The sequence below is a fragment of the Pseudoalteromonas sp. MIP2626 genome, assembly GCF_013414205.1.
GTDB classification, from domain to species: Bacteria; Pseudomonadota; Gammaproteobacteria; order Enterobacterales; family Alteromonadaceae; genus Pseudoalteromonas; species Pseudoalteromonas nigrifaciens.
This window is the reverse complement of sequence record NZ_JAATTW010000002.1, coordinates 165,070-180,747: the sequence shown is the minus strand read 5'-3', so window position 1 is coordinate 180,747 and position 15,678 is coordinate 165,070. Positions and strand designations below refer to the sequence as shown.

Below are 15,678 nucleotides of genomic sequence, written 5' to 3'. Positions count from 1 at the left end.
ATATACGTTTTAGATATGTGGTCCGATCATCTTAAAAACAATGGTTAAAAAATGATGATATTACTTTGTAATTTGGTTATTTTAAATTATGCTCACAATTCATTATTTGTTGAGCTTACACCATGATAGACAAGGCGTTACTACTTAAAACTCGTGAATTATCAGATCAATTAGTTGCCCTGCAAACACCTATAAGAATACTGGATGCGATTAATTGGGATAAACAAATTAAAGAAGAATTTTTTAGACAGAAATGTCAAAAAAATCCACTTATCGATCGTGCTTATTATCAGCAGCGCGATTTAGGATTTGTGCCCAGCGAACTACGCCAAGCGTTTTCTACTTTGCAGCGTAACATTATTAACCAGTTAGGACAGCTAAACCCAATAGCTCAATATATGGGAAAAATGTGCAGCGAGTATAAAACCGTATTAAGCATGCTGGAATATCGAGGAACGCCTGAATTTCATGACCTATCAGTAGAGCTATTTGGGCACCCTAAAGATTTGTTTCATGCTGGTGAGCCTTCACTTACTGAGCTGGCAAACATGTTAGAGCGGCCGCTTAAAAACTTATTAATTGCCGATATACTGCCAGACGATCCTAAAAATATAGCAGCAAGCGATGCTGTGCGTATTTTATCTGAGCAAGTTAATGCCAGTATGGTAGGGATCAACGTAGAGGTAATACTAAGCGATGGCATAGTGAGCGATGCAGCCGCTGGGGCTAATAACATTAAGCTAAATAAAGATGTGAAGTTTTCGCAGCGTGAACTCGATATTCTAGAAGTGCACGAAGGCTGGATACATGTAGGCACGACGCAAAATGGCCTAGCGCAACCTTACTTAACCTGTTTAAGTAAAGGCACGCCAAGCTCAACAGTGACCCAAGAGGGCCTTGCGGTATTAACCGAAATTATTACCTTAAAATCAACACCACGGCGCTTATCTAAATTAGTTAACCGTATTCAAGCGGTAACCAAGGTAATTGATGGTGCTGAATTTGTTGATATTTACCGCGATTATGTAGCGCAAGGGTTATCGCAAGATGAAAGCTATACTTTAGCTCAGCGTGTATTTAGGGGCAGTACACCCACAGGTTTGCCGTTTACTAAAGACATTGCCTACATTAAAGGCTTTGTTTTAGTGTACAACTTAATTCGGGTTGCCATACAACTGGGCCGAATCGATCAACTGCCTTTATTACTGGTGGGAAAAATATCGATTGATGACTTTAGGCTGATTACGCAACTGCATAGTTTAGGAGTAATCGAATCGCCTAAGTTTGTACCGCCACACTTTAAAGACTTACGCGGTTTAGCAACTTGGCTTAGTTTTGGGCGCTTTATTGGTGATTTGTCGTTTGAACAATTAGAAAACGATTATAAGCCGCTGTTTTTATAATAACCACAGAGAGCTTGTCTCCCTTAAAGCAAAAAAAACGCAGTTGGAATGAGCAACTGCGTTTAAGTATATAGTTACAAGCCAACGTAACTATAGTTGAGGAAAGTTTGCTAGTAATTAGCCAGGTAAAACTTGGCTGTATAGTTGCTGATTTGCCTTGCTACAAACTAGGTCTTTAATCTTCTCGGATTGATTATAATCAAGAAGCGGCGAAATAATAAAACGTGTTTTTAATGTGTGCAATAGTTAATTTTAAATAACGTGGAATTAATTTAAGTTAATATAAAACAGTAGTTTGGGTTATTAATTTAAATCATCTTATCGATAAGTGAAATTTATCGAAAGCGCCATTACGTTAGTAAACCTCTTTACCAGAGCTCCGGTTAAATAAGCATAAAAAAAGCCCTTTACGGGCTTTTTAAAGAGTGACTAAATGCAGGCTAGTTAGCGCGCATTGGTACTTTCAAAAATTTTATCGGCAGAGGCTGCTACAAACCCGGTGTAAAGCTCGCCATCGGCTTTAGGGTAGCGAATAGCAAACTCATAAAAACAGCTAGGAATGCTCATTTCACCATCGCTAAAGCTTACTGAGTACTCATCAGCAAGGGTCGACGATTGCTCAAGTAATACCTCTGGCGAGCCTTTTACTTCGCCGCCTGAGCTATTAAGTGTAAAGCCTGCATCTTTTAGCGCTTGGTTAACATCTTCAATGTTATCAAATTTATCAAGGGTATTAATATTTACCGTAAAGTGATTAGCTCGGTAACCCCATGCCGACATCCACGCTGCGTATTCGCTCTCGGCAAGAAGTTGCTTATAAGTGTCTGTACTTACTTGCCAGTGCGTGCCTGAGTATAAAAAGTTATCGGCGGTCACTGCGTCCTCGTCAATTTGACTCACCATATCATTTACAATTGCTTGTAACTCAGCAGAGCATTTATCTACCAACAACTCAGAAATAAATACTTTTGGCTGTGTTAAATCACTGTGCTCGTAGTGCTTTGCGTATAGTTTTTTAGCTTCAAAGTGATACTCACCACATTCTTTATAACCCAAAGCTAAAAAGTGTGCTGCCAGCTTTTCTAAGCCCACTTTTTCAATGTTAAAGGTACGCAGAGCAATATGATCGTTAATAATGTCATCTTTTTGCGTTGAACCTAATAGATCATGAATTTTGTCTGCCGATGGCGTTACGTTTAAGTAGTTTTGCCATAGGTTATCAAATAATGTATTTACATCAGTATGCATTTTAAATCCTTAAATTTTGTTATATAGCTTAACGCTAGTTAAGTTGTATTTATTCAATTATTAAGCCCGGCGCGAGGGTTTGCGGTAAAGTTACTTTATCTGATTCAACAGAAGCTACCGGGTAGGCGCAATAATCGGCAGCGTAATAGGCGCTTGCTCTGTGATTACCACTGGCGCCAATGCCACCAAATGGTGCAGCGCTAGACGCACCGGTAATGGGGCGATTCCAGTTAACAATGCCAGCACGAATACGCTTTAAAAAGTGGTTATAATCGTTTTCACTATCGGCGAGTAAGCCGGCAGATAAACCAAAGCTGGTGTTATTTGCTTCATTAATGGCGCTGTCAAAATCGCTGTAGCGATATATTTTAATTAATGGCCCAAAATGCTCTTCATCTGGCATATCATTAACATTAGTCACATCGATAATACCTGGGCTGACAAAACCAGTACCTGGTTTTAATTGCTTAAGTTCAACTAAAATCTCAGCGCCTTTAGCGACAAGTTCATTTTGCGCAGCCACCATACCTAATGCTGCTTTTTCGCTGATCATAGCACCCATAAATGGCTGCTCTGTTGCAAAGCTGTCATCAACTACAATATTTTTAGTGGCGCTAATAAGCTTAGCTAGAATGGCATCGCCATTACTCGAGTTTTCAATAAATACACGGCGTGCACAGGTACAACGTTGGCCAGAAGTAATAAAGCCCGACTGAATAATGTCGTGTACTGCGGCGCTAACATCGTTTACGTCTTTAATTATAAGCGGGTTATTGCCGCCCATTTCAAGCGCTAAAATTTTACCCGGGTGGCCAGCAAACTGTTTATGTAATAAATGACCCGTATTAGAACTACCGGTAAAAAATAAGCCATCTATATCTTGGTGAGCGGCCAATGCCTTACCTGTTTCAATTTCGCCTTGTACTAGGTTAATTACACCAGCAGGTAAGCCCGCCTTTAACCACAGCGATAAAGTAAATTGTGCTACATGAGGAGTAAGCTCTGAGGGTTTAAATACCACAGTGTTACCCGCTAAAATAGCGGGCACAATATGCCCGTTAGGCAAGTGCCCAGGGAAGTTATAAGGGCCAAAAATAGCCACTACACCGTGCGGCTTATGCCTAATAAATGCTTTAGCACCTGGCATTGGGTTTTCTGTGGTACCGGTACGCTCATTATATGCTTTTACCGAAATAGCGACTTTACCTGTCATTGCGCCTACTTCAGTACGGGTTTCCCATAAAGGCTTCCCGGTTTCTTGGGCAATAATGACGGCAAACTCTTCGCTGTGTTCTTTTAGTTGTGCAGCAAAGTTCTCTAGTATGGTAATGCGCTGCTCAAGCGGGGTATCAGCCCACTGTAACTGCGCTGCTCTTGCGGCTTTTATTGCGCTATTTACTTGCTCAGCACTGGCGCCATTACCTTGCCAAATTGTTTCGCCATTGCTTGGATTAATTGAGACAAACGCGGGGCCTTGGCCTGCTTGCCATTGGTTATTTATAAGTTGTGTATTCATATATATTTACAGACGAAAGAATCGTGCTGCATCTCCTTGGCTTAACTTAAGTGCATCAGCCACTGCTTGGCTAATGATTAACGTATGCTTTGCATGATTATAATGCGCGTGTTTAGTAAATGTAGCTCTAAAGTCACTCACACCATGATTACAAATAGCGAGCGTGTCGGAACTGTTTTGTGTTATATGTTCAAGTTCACCTATGGTAATAGGGCACACTTGAGACTCGCGAATACTGCGAATATTACCTAGCTTGGCTTCTACAGTGGGGCCGGCATCAAATAAGTCAACATAGCCGCGATGTTCAAAACCTTCTTTTTCGAGAAGTTTAAGCGCGGGTTTGGTTTTTTCATGAACATGACCGATCACAGCTTGGGCTTTTTTACTCAGTAAATTTACGTAAATAGGGTACTTAGGCATGAGCTCGCTAATAAACACTTTATCGCCTAAACCGACTAAATGATCTGCTTGTGGAAACTCAATACTAAAAAAGTGCTCTTGTAGCCATTGCCAAAATGGCGAATGGCCGTGCTCGTCGCTTACACCGCGCATTTCGGCAATGACGGTATCGGCAAAGCGTTCACTGTGCTGCGCCATAAACAAAAAGCGCGAGCGCGATAAAAAGCGCCCAGTTAAGCCTGTACGGCTGTCTTCACGTAAAAACAAAGTGCATATTTCAGAGCAACCCGTGTAGTCGTTACACATGCTTAAAATATCAACAGTGTTGTATACATTTAATGTAGGCGAGTGATGCACTGTTTTACCTAAGTGATAATGATATAGCGGCACAGTTAAGCCTACAGCGGCTTCTATTGCGGTTGTGCCAATCACTTTACCTGTTTCACTGTCTTCTAAAACAAATAAATAGCTCTCGTCCAATGGTTTATTAATGTTTTTAGCAAAGCTTTTTTCAGCGCGGTCAATTTTTTCTTTTAGCTGGGTGTCATCTACGGGCAAAGAGGTAAACCCATGCCCAGACTCTATTGCTATTTGCTTAAGCGCATCAAAGTCGTTGGCTGTAATAGGACGTAATACTTGCATTAATTACTTGCTCCAATAGCACGCCCAAAGGCGTGCTGGTTTACTATTATTAACCGTTAACTACATCGCTTACGGCTTTATCAAAGCGCTCTAGGCCTTCTTTAATATCTTCTAACGGAATAACTAAAGACGGAGTAAAACGAATAACATCCGCACCGGCTACTAAGTTCATTAAACCATTGTTAGCACTGGCTATTAAAAAGTCGCGTGCACGCCCAGCAAACTTGTCGTTTAGTGCAGCACCAATTAATAAACCTTTACCGCGAATTTCACTAAATACATTATATTTTTCGTTAATCGCATTTAGGCCATCACGAAACAGCTGTTCGCGCTCTTTTACGCCGCTAAGTACTTTTGGGGTATTTACTGTATCAAAAGCGGCTTCGGCTACGGCGCAGGCTAATGGATTTCCACCGTATGTAGAGCCATGTGTGCCAACTTTTAAATGCGCTGCTATTGCCGTGGTGGTGATCATGGCACCGATAGGAAAGCCTCCACCTAACGCTTTTGCTGTAGTTAAAATATCAGGTACTACGTTTAAGCCCTGATACGCGTATAAATCGCCAGTACGGCCAACACCCGTTTGCACTTCATCAAAAATAAGCAGCGCGTTGTGCTTAGTACATAGCTCGCGTACTTTGTGTGCAAAATCGTCAGTGGGTGAAATAATACCGCCTTCACCTTGTAGTGGCTCCATCATTACCGCACAGGTTTTATCGCTAATAAGGGCTTCAAATGCGCTAATGTCGTTAAAATCGCAATGCACAATATCGGCAGGCTTAGGGCCAAAACCATCTGAATAAGCTGCTTGACCACCAACCGTTACGGTAAAAAAGGTACGACCGTGGAAGCCTTTATTAAAAGCAATAATTTGCGTTTTTTCAGCACCGTGTACGTCTAGGGCAAAACGACGCGCTAATTTTAGCGCTGCTTCGTTAGCTTCGGCACCCGAGTTGGCAAAGTACACTTTTTCAGCAAATGTAGCATCAACCATTTTTTTAGCTAAACGCAAAGCAGGCTCATTAGTCATTACGTTTGATAAATGCCAAATTTTTTCACCTTGCTCTTTTAGTGCATTAACTAAAGCCGGATGACAATGTCCTAAACAGTTAACCGCAATACCACCGGCAAAATCAATAAACTCGTTATTATCTTGATCCCATACACGCGAACCTACGCCGCGTACCGGAATAACTGCTGAAGGATTGTAGTTTGGCACCATTACATCGTTAAATAAGTCTCTAGTTACTTGCATTTTTACACCTAAATTATGTGGCTACTTAAAAAAGTGTTGCTAAAACAAAGAAGAACTTAGCCTGTATTCTTCAGTAAACACTGTGTTTTTTGTTATAAGTGTCATTATCGAAGGTTGTGAATGAAATTTGCAGTGCTATTTTGTGAAAAATGATTAGAATAAAAGTCAAATTAACGAAGGGTTTGTGCATTATGATAACTCCACAAGACGAAAAGCTATTATCTATTTTAAAAACCAATGCCAGAGCGAGTATTTCAGATTTAGCTAGGCACCTTAATTTATCACGCTCAACTGTACAAAGCCGCATGTTAAAGCTAGAGGAAAGTGGCGTAATTAAAGGTTATAGCGTTGATTACGGCGATGACTTTTTAAATAGTATGGTAGCCGCTCATGTGTCTATTAAAGTAAGGCAAAAACTGACGACAAAAACCAATTTAGAGCTAAAGCAAATTAATGCTATATCGCAGCTTTATGCTATTAGTGGCGAGTTTGACTTAATTGCAGTTGTGCAAGCACAAAACTTAGAACAACTTAGCCACTTACTCGATGATATTGGCAACTTAGATGGTGTAGAACGCACTACTTCATCTGTTATTTTAGAAACCAAATTTAAACGTTAGGTTTGTTGTATAAAAATGTAAACAGGTAGCGATTACGCATTGATATAGCAAGCAATTTATAATAAAGTTATTGCATAGAGTACAAGCTCTAATGTCATGAAAGTGGATACTATTAGCTTGTACTTTGTAAACAAGGACTGTTTAAATAAACTTAGGAAAGTTGAATTTTACTCTCCCTTTTAATTCAATTAATAGCAATCAATTTACAGTACATTGGGTAGTTTATTTCATTAGCCGCACTGCCAAGGAATCAGCAATCTGCTGACATAATAAGGACAAATTGTGAAAGTTATTATAACCATCATTGTTTTATTAATAATAACGAGTGGCTATTACCTTAGTGTTCATGCCGCCATTTTTAATGCGAACAAAACTATTGAAGTTAAAGAGTATAGCGATTTATTTTATAAACTAGGCTCAGATTCGGCCCCAGACTCAGTGAGCATAGATGAAATTATTGCTGGAGCTTCACAATTTGCACTTTCAATGTGCGATGATGCAGTTTATCAGCAGGTTTTAGGGAAAACGGTTGACTCTTGCAAACTCAAGTTTCATCAATCAAAAGCAAAATGCGCAACAGTTTTTAACGGCGCATAACGCAGCATTTTACGATAAAAAAACACCGGTTAGCTTAGTCGCAGAAAAGTTTATTGACTGCGTAAGTTCGTAATATTTTAATTACTTATCTTTTGCTCGGGTAAATGCGTTAAACTTGTCACTAATAATTTAGTGGCTTTCTCGTCATTTAAATAGCTCTCTTAATCAATGGTATTGGTATTAATCTTGATAAAGTGCACTTCATTGCAGCTTATATTTCTTAATTTGCTAAAATAAGTTTATTAAAGAGAGAATGATTAATTTACCCACTATTTAGTGGTAGCAAAAGGTAATTAGCAATGATGAACACCAAAGTATATAAAGCAGTACACGACTTAGCTGAAGAGCTAATGGCGGCTGCAAATAAAAACGATACAAAAAAATTCGAGTCACTTTACGCGCAGCTTAAAGCAATTTGTATTGAAAACGAAAACACCAGCAAAGATCACCCCGTACAATGGGAAACGCTGGCTGATTTTACCGAAGAGTTAGAAGAAGCAATTGAAGGCTACGAAAAAGCCTTAAAAAAATCGATAGCCATTAACTCTAAAGATCATATGTCGTCGGTTGCATTCTCTATGGCAACTTTGCAGCTAGAATTAGGCCAAAAAGAGGCTGCAATTAAAAACCTTCAAGATGCTAAAATCAGCGCTAATAAAATTTCGGATAAAGAGCTTAAAGCAGAAATACATGACCTTCTAGAGTCGCTGGTAGAAGAAGAAGGCTAGAGCCTTTTTTATTGATATTTATTTTGCTGAGCTACCTAAGCTCAGCACTTTAAAGTAATACATTAAGCACCATTAGTTATTATGGTTTTAAAGGGGCTTTTCTAATGATTTGCTTTTTGGCTTCGTCGAGTTTTATAACATAGGCATTACCGCCGATACCTTTAAATTCTTCATCGGTAAATACTATGGTGTTGTCGTCGTAAAAAGTAACCGCTTCTTTTTGGGTAACAATGCCTAGGTCTATTCGCGACACGTCACCCGAGAAAAACTTATCCCCTTTAAAGTTCTCAAATAACCAAAGGCTAGTTGAGTCTAATAACACTAGTTTTTTCCGATCAGGGCTCAGTGCAGCAGAGGTTATCCAGCAGAGCTTTTCCATGGTGGTGCAGGTTTTAAATGAGTCGATTAGTTCTGCGTTAAAATTAGCCGCATGATCACCCACTTTATATACATTTGTAATGCCATCAAAGGGTTCAGTACGATTTTTAGTAAATAAATATAAGTGCCTACCTAATGCTACAAACGCCTCTAAGTCATAATTGCGGTTATCTGGAGCAACCGGTGTACCGTCTAACTCGGGGTAGGTAAACTTAATTATTTCAGCTTCGGTGGTATCGGTTTTAATATCAATGGGGTTTTCTATTTTATAAATAGTAAGCCAGCGGCGCTCATTGGTGTTATTACCAAAATCACCTAAAAAAAAGTGACCAAATTTATTTTGGGTCATATCTTCCCAATCTATATTTTTAGCGTTAGTCACTAATATTTCTTTAGCAATTGAGCCATCATCATTGAGTCGGTAAAGTTTAGGCTCGTCGCCGCTATCGTTAATAGCCCATAAGCGTTTATGCTTATCATACTCAATACCAGATACTTCTTTGAGCCTAGGGTCAACAGAAATCATTTTTTTGCTATACAAGGTATAAATAGCAGAGCCTATATATATGGCACTAAAAATAAACAGAGCAGCAATAGAAAGTAGAATGCTTTTTTTCAACATCAAATTAATATATTTCAGAATGTTAATTAATATATCGTTATTATCGCTGATGGTAGAAGAGAACTAAAGACTTATCTTGTAGCGTTTATTAACGGTTGCTTAAAATTGCATGTATTTTAAACTAAACGGTTTAAATAACATGATTTTGTCGAAGAAAAGTGACAATTATTGCTGATTAGGCTATTAATAGCTAAGTATCATATAAAAACTAAGAAGTAGGTAATGTGTCTGTATTTGTTGCAAGGCAAGCAATATTAAATCGTCGCCAGAATGTGGTTGCTTATGAGCTATTATTTCGTGATAGTGATAAAAACTATTTTCCAGAAATATCTGATGGCCAAGCAACGGCAAGGCTGATCATGGAAAATCAGCTTAACTTAGGAACCCGCCATATAACGTCAGGTAAAAAAGCGCTGATTAATATAGGCCCAGAGTCGTTAAAGCTCGATTTATGTGCATTTTTACCCTGTAAAGATGTGGTGATTGAGTTACTCGAAACCATAGAGCCCACAGACGATAATTATGAGTTATGCCGTGATTTATTTCATAGTAATTATAAACTAGCGTTAGATGATTTTGTGTACACCCCACAGTGGGAGCGATTTTTAAAGCTGGTAAATCTGATTAAGTTTGATATACGTCAAACCCCATTACCGGAAATTGCCCAGGTTGTTAAAAAACTAAAAAAACATAAAAGAATAAAAATACTTGCCGAAAAAATAGAAACGCCTGAGGAGTTTGAACTTGCCTATAAAATGGGCTTTGATTACTTTCAAGGTTATTATTTTGCAAAGCCAACCATGCTTAAACAAAACGATATTGACTATAATTACGCGCTAGTAATTGCAATTTATGCAGAAGTTATGAAACCCAATCCAGATATAAGCGTAATTTCTGGTTTATTTGAGCTTGATGCTGCGCTGGCATACAAACTATTACGCTTAATTAATAGTGGTGTGTTTCCTATTAAAAGCCAAATATCTTCCCTTAAACAAGCATTAGTATACTTAGGTCAGGAACGGTTAAAAAAGTTTGTAAGTTTGATTGTGACCGCTCATACCGCTAAGTCTAAGCCTGCCGAGTTAATGCAAATATGCGTAGTTCGTGCTCGCTTTTGCGAACTAATTGCCGCGCAAATAAGTAAACAGCAAAAAGGTGAAGCTTTTTTAACCGGGCTATTTTCGTTACTCGATGCCATATTAGATCAACCTATGAGTTTATTAGTTAATAAACTACCATTTCCAGATGACATTAAAGCAGCATTACAAGGCGAAAAAAACACCTTGCATTATATTCTTGAAACCGTAAAAGCATATGAATCAGGAAGCTGGTGGACATTAGAGCAAGCCGTTTTATTAATAAATATAGATAGCAAATTACTACCTAACATTTATAAGCAAGCGGTAAACTGGGCCGATAGCTATAAAAATACCACGTAATGGAATAGGTAATGCGTAATTATAATTTAGACTTCATTCGTGGTATTGCCGTACTTGGCTTGGTGTTTATGAATATATACACCTTTGGAGTATTTGAACTCGGTTATACGCCCCTAACAACCCCACCAAGCAGTGATAGCCTGATTCAAACATTAAACCTAATATTTATAGAGGGGCGTTTTAGGAGCATATTTAGCATACTGTTTGGGGCGGGTTTATACATACAATGGCAACGCTATAACTTGGTTTTACCACTTAAAAGCCGCCTATATTGGTTACTAGTTTTTGGTTTATTGCATGGTTTTTTACTTTGGGCCGGCGATATTCTATTTTTGTATGGGGTGTCGGGGTTGCTTGCTATAAGGTACTTAAGCAGTACCAATGAGCAACTTTTAAAGCACGCTTATGGGTTTATTTTACTCTCGGGTTTGGCAACCGCTTTAGTTATGTATAGCGTACCAGAGACATTAATATACCGTGACTCGCCAGAGTTTAATGCTTTGTATAGCCAATACTTTCAATCATATGGCGATCACTTGTTATCTAACATAACTATGAACGCCTTAATGGTGTTTATGGTGCCTATACTTACCATGTGGGTAACGACAGCGCTAATGTTATTAGGTATATATCTGTATAAGCAACAGGTGTTTGCTAGCGGCTTATCGGCAAAGCAACTCATTTTAGTAATTAGTAGTGCGCTACTATTTACCAGTTTACGGCTAACTACAGAGCAATATAGCAGTGGTGTATTTTATGCGCTGCAAGAATTAATTAACAGTGTGGCAGCATTATGTATGGCGATTATTTATATTCACATTGCAGTTAAGTTGTGTAGTAACAATGCCAACACAGGAAAATTAATTCAACAAGTAGGGCGTTTAGCATTTAGTTTATATATAAGCCAAACGTTAATGCAACTTGTGTTGTTTAAAGTGTTTTTTAAGCAGTGGGCGCTCAGTTTTAATCGTATTGACTATTGTTTAGTTGCTACCTTACTAATCGTTATTCAGCTTATTATTACTGCCATTTATAGCCGCTATTTTCAACAAGGCCCTTTAGAATACATATGGCGAAAATTAACCTACGCAAAAATCACTGCTTAAACGGCTACAAAGGTTAAATTAAGGGCGAAAAATTATTGTGGGTGGTTTAAACTAGCAGCCTTTAAAATTAAGGTGAATTGCTTCCATGACAGACTTAAAACGATTAAATAAATTTATTAGCGATACTGGCTTTTGTTCGCGACGCGAGGCTGATAAATATATTGAAGACGGTCGTGTTACTGTTAATGGTATTCGCCCGGAAATGGGCGTAAAAGTTTCATCTACTGATGTTGTATTGGTAGATGGCAAAACACTTAAAGCAATCCCTAAACGCGTTTATATTGCCTATAACAAACCCGTTGGTATTACCTGTACTACAGAGCGAAAAATTCAAAGTAATATTGTTAAAGCCGTTAATTACCCCGATAGGATTTTTCCAATAGGGCGCTTAGATCGCCCATCTGAAGGGCTAATATTTTTAACTAACGAAGGTGACATTGTTAATAAAATTTTGCGTGCTGGCAATAATCACGAAAAAGAATATGTAGTTACTGTAGATAAACCAATAAATCGTCAGTTTGTAACTAAAATGGGTAATGGTGTACCCATACTAGATACCATTACTAAAAAATGTAAAGTAACCCAAACCGGGGCGCAGCAGTTTACTATTATTCTAACCCAAGGGTTAAATCGTCAAATACGTAGAATGTGTGAATATTTAGGCTACGAAGTGGTCACACTCAAGCGCGTACGTATTATGAATGTGACGCTTAAAGGTTTAAAAGTAGGGCAATGGCGCCATTTAACTGAACAAGAAATGGCGATTATAAATAACTCTATTTCTGACTCAGGAAAAACCCAAGAGCATTCAGTATACGATGAGGCAAACGCTTTACAGCAACAAAGCCCGCCAGCAGTAGCTAAGCCGCAAAAAACAAGTGACAAAAAACGTGATTTTCAGGGCGAAAACCCTAAACGTTTTAATCAAGGTGAGCGCACCGAAGAACGTAAAAAAGAGCGTAGTAAAACGCCTTATCAAAAGCGCTCAACTACTTATGTTGGCAAACCTAAAAGTATTAAAGCAAATAAATCATCCGACTCAAAAAGAATATTGAGCCTTAAAAAATAAAGTGATATTACAGTTAGGTACAGTACAGCAACTTAACTAACCTGCGATTTTGGTGGTTTATTATCAAAATCGCTATTTGTTGCTATGTATATATTCTATAAGTTTATCCAAAGGCATAGGTTTACAGTAATAAAAGCCTTGTATTCGAATATTATTGAACTTAGATAAATAACCGATCAGCTCAGGGCTTTCTACACCTTCTACGACCACTGTTTTATTTAACTGTGTACAAATATTAATAATGCCTTCTAGCAATGCTCTTTTTTGCCCAGCTAATTCGGCGCCAATGGTAAATTCACGATCTATTTTTATTATATTTGCCGGCTGACGCGATAAATAAGACAAACTAGAGTAACCCGTTCCAAAGTCATCAATTGCAACATTAAAGCCTTTATTCATTAACGCTTTAAGCACTTCTTCAATAGCGCCTTTTTCTGACATAATCATTTCAGTCACTTCGATGGTGAGTAACTTAGGTTGTATGTTTTTTTCAGACGTTAACTTATAAAGCTTTTCGGTAAAGTTTCGCTGTTGTATTTGTTGGGGTGAAAAGTTAACTGCAACACAAATGTTTTGTAATTCAGCTATGCTACTCATATCGTTTAGTACTTGAGTAAGCACTTGTTCGCCCACTTGTAATATTTGCCCTGTTTGTTCAGCAATAGGAATAAAAACAGCAGGAGAGATATAACTGCCATTATTTTTCCAGCGAACTAAAGCTTCTACAGCAACAATACACTGAGTAGTTAAGTTATAAATGGGTTGATAATAAACCTCTAATTCCCCATTTTTAATCGCTTTTTGTAGCCCACTTCTAATTGTAACCATAAAATTATGGCTCTCATCCATAAGCTTATGGTAAAAACAAAATTGATTGCCGCCTAAAGCTTTAGCGTTATCCATTGCTATATCAGCTTGTTGCAGTAGTAATGTAGGGCTAATAACCTCTCCATCAGACATAGCTATGCCAACACTCACTGTAAGGTGGATATCAACCTCACCTAAGTTATATATATCGGCTAGCGATTTTATTATAAGTGTAATTTCCTGCGATAATTGCTGCTTAGATATATTACAGTAATGCAATACAAACTCATCATTGCCAAAACGCGCTATGGCGCCCGCCCCAACAGCATTTTTCTTAAGCCTTTTAGCGACTAATTGCAAAACCATGTCACCTAATTTATGGCCCAAACTATTGTTTACTGCGCTAAAGCCATCTAAATTAAAAAACACCATCGCGCAATTAACATCTACACAGTTAACTTGCTTAGCCTCTATTTCTGCATTTAATGCATCACGGCGTAGCAGGCCGGTTAACTCGTCGTATTTAGCCATTTTATGTAACACAACAGACTGTTGCCTCAGCAAAAAAGTAGAATCATTGGCTAATATCAAAATATAAATAAACGCAAAAGTAAGCCATATTATCATTTGCTCAATTTGTGCAGCTTCCCTAAGTTTTGAATAGTCTTTAATAAAGCTATAAACGTTGTGCTTAATTAATCCTCTTACAACAATTTCGTTAACTATATAGTGCTTACTATAACGGCTTAATAAGCTATTTAAATCTTGAACATTTTTTTGGTTTTTGTCGATTGCGAAATAAATTTTAGGTGTTAACTCAATAAAAGTATCAAATGAGCTGAGATAATCTATGTATCTGCTTTCAATTAACAAGTTTAAATTTAACAGGGCCAGCACTTGGTATTTTCTACCATTGCTTGCCGTTATTGGAATTGAGAACATAATTATGGGCGTATCTGTGTCTAATGTTGCAGAGTTAGCCGCAAATCTAACTTCATTTTTAGCGGCTTTTAACCAGTTAGTAATAGGACTGGTTGCAATTAATCCGTCATTATCAAATTGCTTAGAATACGTTGTACCGCTTATGTAATTCAAATTTTCATCGAGAAGAAGCATACTGCTAATAATTTCAAAATCTTGGGTATAAATTTTTAAGTCTATATTAGCCATTTTTCTAAAATCGTCGGCATTCACTGCTTCTAAGCGTGTTTTTATGCGAGTAAGTGATGTGATATGACTTTCAAGGTTTTTATTGAGTATAGTTTCAACAAACTTAATTTTATTTTGTGCATCTGCAGCTACGCTAGTTACCGTTTTAACCGCGGTAACATGCCAAAGTGTTATGCCAATAAAAATAGCAAAAAACGTAATTACTTTAGCGGTCATTGAACCTTTAACGGTAGTGATAGGATTTTTGATTTTTATAATTAAAGCTAAAAAAAACACAAATACCATTACAGCACTAAAAGATGAGATAAAAGGGTTATGGCTATTGCAAAACCAGCTACAACTATTGTGTCGCCACAAACTTAGCTCAAAGTTAACAAACAATATAGCGCCGATAATGAGTAATATAGGTATGAGGTATTTAATTTTTTTTGTAGGTAAAACCTTAGGTAAAAAAGCTAATAAAATAGCTAACCCTAACGCAGTCAAAGAAAGTTGCAGAGAAATAACCGGCATTAAGCTTTGCGTAACAACAATACTTTCTAAGGCACCCAAAAAAGAAACAACAAGAAAAAATTGAATAAAACCTAAATACAATATACTTGCTGCTGATTGAGTTAGGGATAGTCTCATTATTTTCTCAAGTCCTTAAAATGATTAACCTCTAGGTTACATTAGCATT

At 37.8% G+C, this 15,678-nt stretch carries 14 protein-coding genes; 8 read left to right on the top strand and 6 right to left on the bottom strand.

Annotated elements, in window-relative coordinates; genetic code table 11:
* Nucleotides 1-122: 122 nt before the first annotated feature.
* The gene (locus HC000_RS02645) at nucleotides 123-1,403 is read left to right on the top strand and encodes a flavohemoglobin expression-modulating QEGLA motif protein (RefSeq protein ID WP_179806897.1); all 1,281 of its coding nucleotides are present in this window, start codon (nucleotides 123-125) and stop codon (nucleotides 1,401-1,403) included.
* Between the two features lie 444 nt (nucleotides 1,404-1,847).
* Here HC000_RS02645 and HC000_RS02640 read toward each other — a convergent pair whose 3' ends face one another.
* From HC000_RS02640 to HC000_RS02625, 4 genes are read right to left on the bottom strand one after another with little or no spacing between them, the layout of a single operon-like run.
* Complete coding sequence (locus HC000_RS02640; protein WP_179806896.1) at nucleotides 1,848-2,651, bottom strand: DUF1338 domain-containing protein; 804 nt, start codon at nucleotides 2,649-2,651, stop codon at nucleotides 1,848-1,850.
* A 49-nt stretch (nucleotides 2,652-2,700) separates the two neighbouring features.
* Nucleotides 2,701-4,167: a succinylglutamate-semialdehyde dehydrogenase gene (gene astD, locus HC000_RS02635; RefSeq protein WP_179806895.1), complete on the bottom strand. Its 1,467-nt coding sequence runs from the start codon at nucleotides 4,165-4,167 to the stop codon at nucleotides 2,701-2,703.
* A gap of 6 nt (nucleotides 4,168-4,173) precedes the next feature.
* Nucleotides 4,174-5,208, bottom strand: coding sequence for an arginine N-succinyltransferase (astA, locus tag HC000_RS02630; protein WP_011330052.1), 1,035 nt, complete (start codon nucleotides 5,206-5,208; stop codon nucleotides 4,174-4,176).
* 49 nt (nucleotides 5,209-5,257) lie between these two features.
* Nucleotides 5,258-6,463 (bottom strand): aspartate aminotransferase family protein, encoded by a 1,206-nt coding sequence (locus tag HC000_RS02625; RefSeq protein ID WP_011330053.1) that lies wholly within the window; start codon nucleotides 6,461-6,463, stop codon nucleotides 5,258-5,260.
* Between the two features lie 191 nt (nucleotides 6,464-6,654).
* On the opposite strand from HC000_RS02625, the gene HC000_RS02620 reads away from it, so the two are divergent.
* The 3 genes from HC000_RS02620 to HC000_RS02610 all read left to right on the top strand — a co-directional run bounded on the left by HC000_RS02620 (nucleotide 6,655) and on the right by HC000_RS02610 (nucleotide 8,408).
* Complete coding sequence (locus tag HC000_RS02620; RefSeq protein WP_011330054.1) at nucleotides 6,655-7,083, top strand: Lrp/AsnC family transcriptional regulator; 429 nt, start codon at nucleotides 6,655-6,657, stop codon at nucleotides 7,081-7,083.
* Nucleotides 7,084-7,365: 282 nt separating this feature from the next.
* Complete coding sequence (locus HC000_RS02615; protein WP_257025410.1) at nucleotides 7,366-7,680, top strand: hypothetical protein; 315 nt, start codon at nucleotides 7,366-7,368, stop codon at nucleotides 7,678-7,680.
* A 299-nt stretch (nucleotides 7,681-7,979) separates the two neighbouring features.
* Entirely contained in the window at nucleotides 7,980-8,408 is a 429-nt protein-coding gene (locus tag HC000_RS02610; protein ID WP_011330057.1) for a hypothetical protein, read from the top strand.
* A 79-nt stretch (nucleotides 8,409-8,487) separates the two neighbouring features.
* Here HC000_RS02610 and HC000_RS02605 read toward each other — a convergent pair whose 3' ends face one another.
* A complete protein-coding gene (locus HC000_RS02605) occupies nucleotides 8,488-9,408 on the bottom strand; it encodes a hypothetical protein (protein WP_058375028.1) in 921 nt (306 codons plus the stop codon).
* 224 nt (nucleotides 9,409-9,632) lie between these two features.
* On the opposite strand from HC000_RS02605, the gene HC000_RS02600 reads away from it, so the two are divergent.
* The 3 genes from HC000_RS02600 to rluF all read left to right on the top strand — a co-directional run bounded on the left by HC000_RS02600 (nucleotide 9,633) and on the right by rluF (nucleotide 13,022).
* A complete protein-coding gene (locus HC000_RS02600) occupies nucleotides 9,633-10,847 on the top strand; it encodes an HDOD domain-containing protein (protein ID WP_179806894.1) in 1,215 nt (404 codons plus the stop codon).
* Nucleotides 10,848-10,858: 11 nt separating this feature from the next.
* The gene (locus HC000_RS02595; protein ID WP_179806893.1) at nucleotides 10,859-11,953 is read left to right on the top strand and encodes a DUF418 domain-containing protein; all 1,095 of its coding nucleotides are present in this window, start codon (nucleotides 10,859-10,861) and stop codon (nucleotides 11,951-11,953) included.
* 85 nt (nucleotides 11,954-12,038) lie between these two features.
* Entirely contained in the window at nucleotides 12,039-13,022 is a 984-nt protein-coding gene (gene rluF, locus HC000_RS02590) for a 23S rRNA pseudouridine(2604) synthase RluF (protein WP_179806892.1), read from the top strand.
* Between the two features lie 72 nt (nucleotides 13,023-13,094).
* Here rluF and HC000_RS02585 read toward each other — a convergent pair whose 3' ends face one another.
* Nucleotides 13,095-15,215 carry a bifunctional diguanylate cyclase/phosphodiesterase gene (locus HC000_RS02585; RefSeq protein WP_257025409.1) on the bottom strand — a complete coding sequence of 707 codons (2,121 nt, stop codon included), beginning with the start codon at nucleotides 15,213-15,215 and terminating at the stop codon, nucleotides 13,095-13,097.
* On the opposite strand from HC000_RS02585, the gene HC000_RS18495 reads away from it, so the two are divergent.
* Nucleotides 15,172-15,576 carry a hypothetical protein gene (locus HC000_RS18495; protein ID WP_257025408.1) on the top strand — a complete coding sequence of 135 codons (405 nt, stop codon included), beginning with the start codon at nucleotides 15,172-15,174 and terminating at the stop codon, nucleotides 15,574-15,576. The two genes, HC000_RS02585 and HC000_RS18495, sit on opposite strands and share 44 nt — an antisense overlap.
* Nucleotides 15,577-15,678: the final 102 nt, after the last annotated feature.

Excerpts from the sequence above, each read along its gene's own strand:
- rluF (WP_179806892.1), top strand. The coding sequence starts at position 12,039 with ATGACAGACTTAAAACGATTAAATAAATTTATTAGCGATACTGGCTTT.
- astD (WP_179806895.1), bottom strand. The coding sequence starts at position 4,167 with ATGAATACACAACTTATAAATAACCAATGGCAAGCAGGCCAAGGCCCC.
- HC000_RS02585 (WP_257025409.1), bottom strand. The coding sequence starts at position 15,215 with ATGACCGCTAAAGTAATTACGTTTTTTGCTATTTTTATTGGCATAACA.
- HC000_RS02640 (WP_179806896.1), bottom strand. The coding sequence starts at position 2,651 with ATGCATACTGATGTAAATACATTATTTGATAACCTATGGCAAAACTAC.
- HC000_RS02610 (WP_011330057.1), top strand. The coding sequence starts at position 7,980 with ATGATGAACACCAAAGTATATAAAGCAGTACACGACTTAGCTGAAGAG.
- HC000_RS02620 (WP_011330054.1), top strand. The coding sequence starts at position 6,655 with ATGATAACTCCACAAGACGAAAAGCTATTATCTATTTTAAAAACCAAT.
- HC000_RS02645 (WP_179806897.1), top strand. The coding sequence starts at position 123 with ATGATAGACAAGGCGTTACTACTTAAAACTCGTGAATTATCAGATCAA.
- HC000_RS02605 (WP_058375028.1), bottom strand. The coding sequence starts at position 9,408 with ATGTTGAAAAAAAGCATTCTACTTTCTATTGCTGCTCTGTTTATTTTT.
- astA (WP_011330052.1), bottom strand. The coding sequence starts at position 5,208 with ATGCAAGTATTACGTCCTATTACAGCCAACGACTTTGATGCGCTTAAG.
- HC000_RS18495 (WP_257025408.1), top strand. The coding sequence starts at position 15,172 with ATGCCAATAAAAATAGCAAAAAACGTAATTACTTTAGCGGTCATTGAA.
- HC000_RS02595 (WP_179806893.1), top strand. The coding sequence starts at position 10,859 with ATGCGTAATTATAATTTAGACTTCATTCGTGGTATTGCCGTACTTGGC.
- HC000_RS02625 (WP_011330053.1), bottom strand. The coding sequence starts at position 6,463 with ATGCAAGTAACTAGAGACTTATTTAACGATGTAATGGTGCCAAACTAC.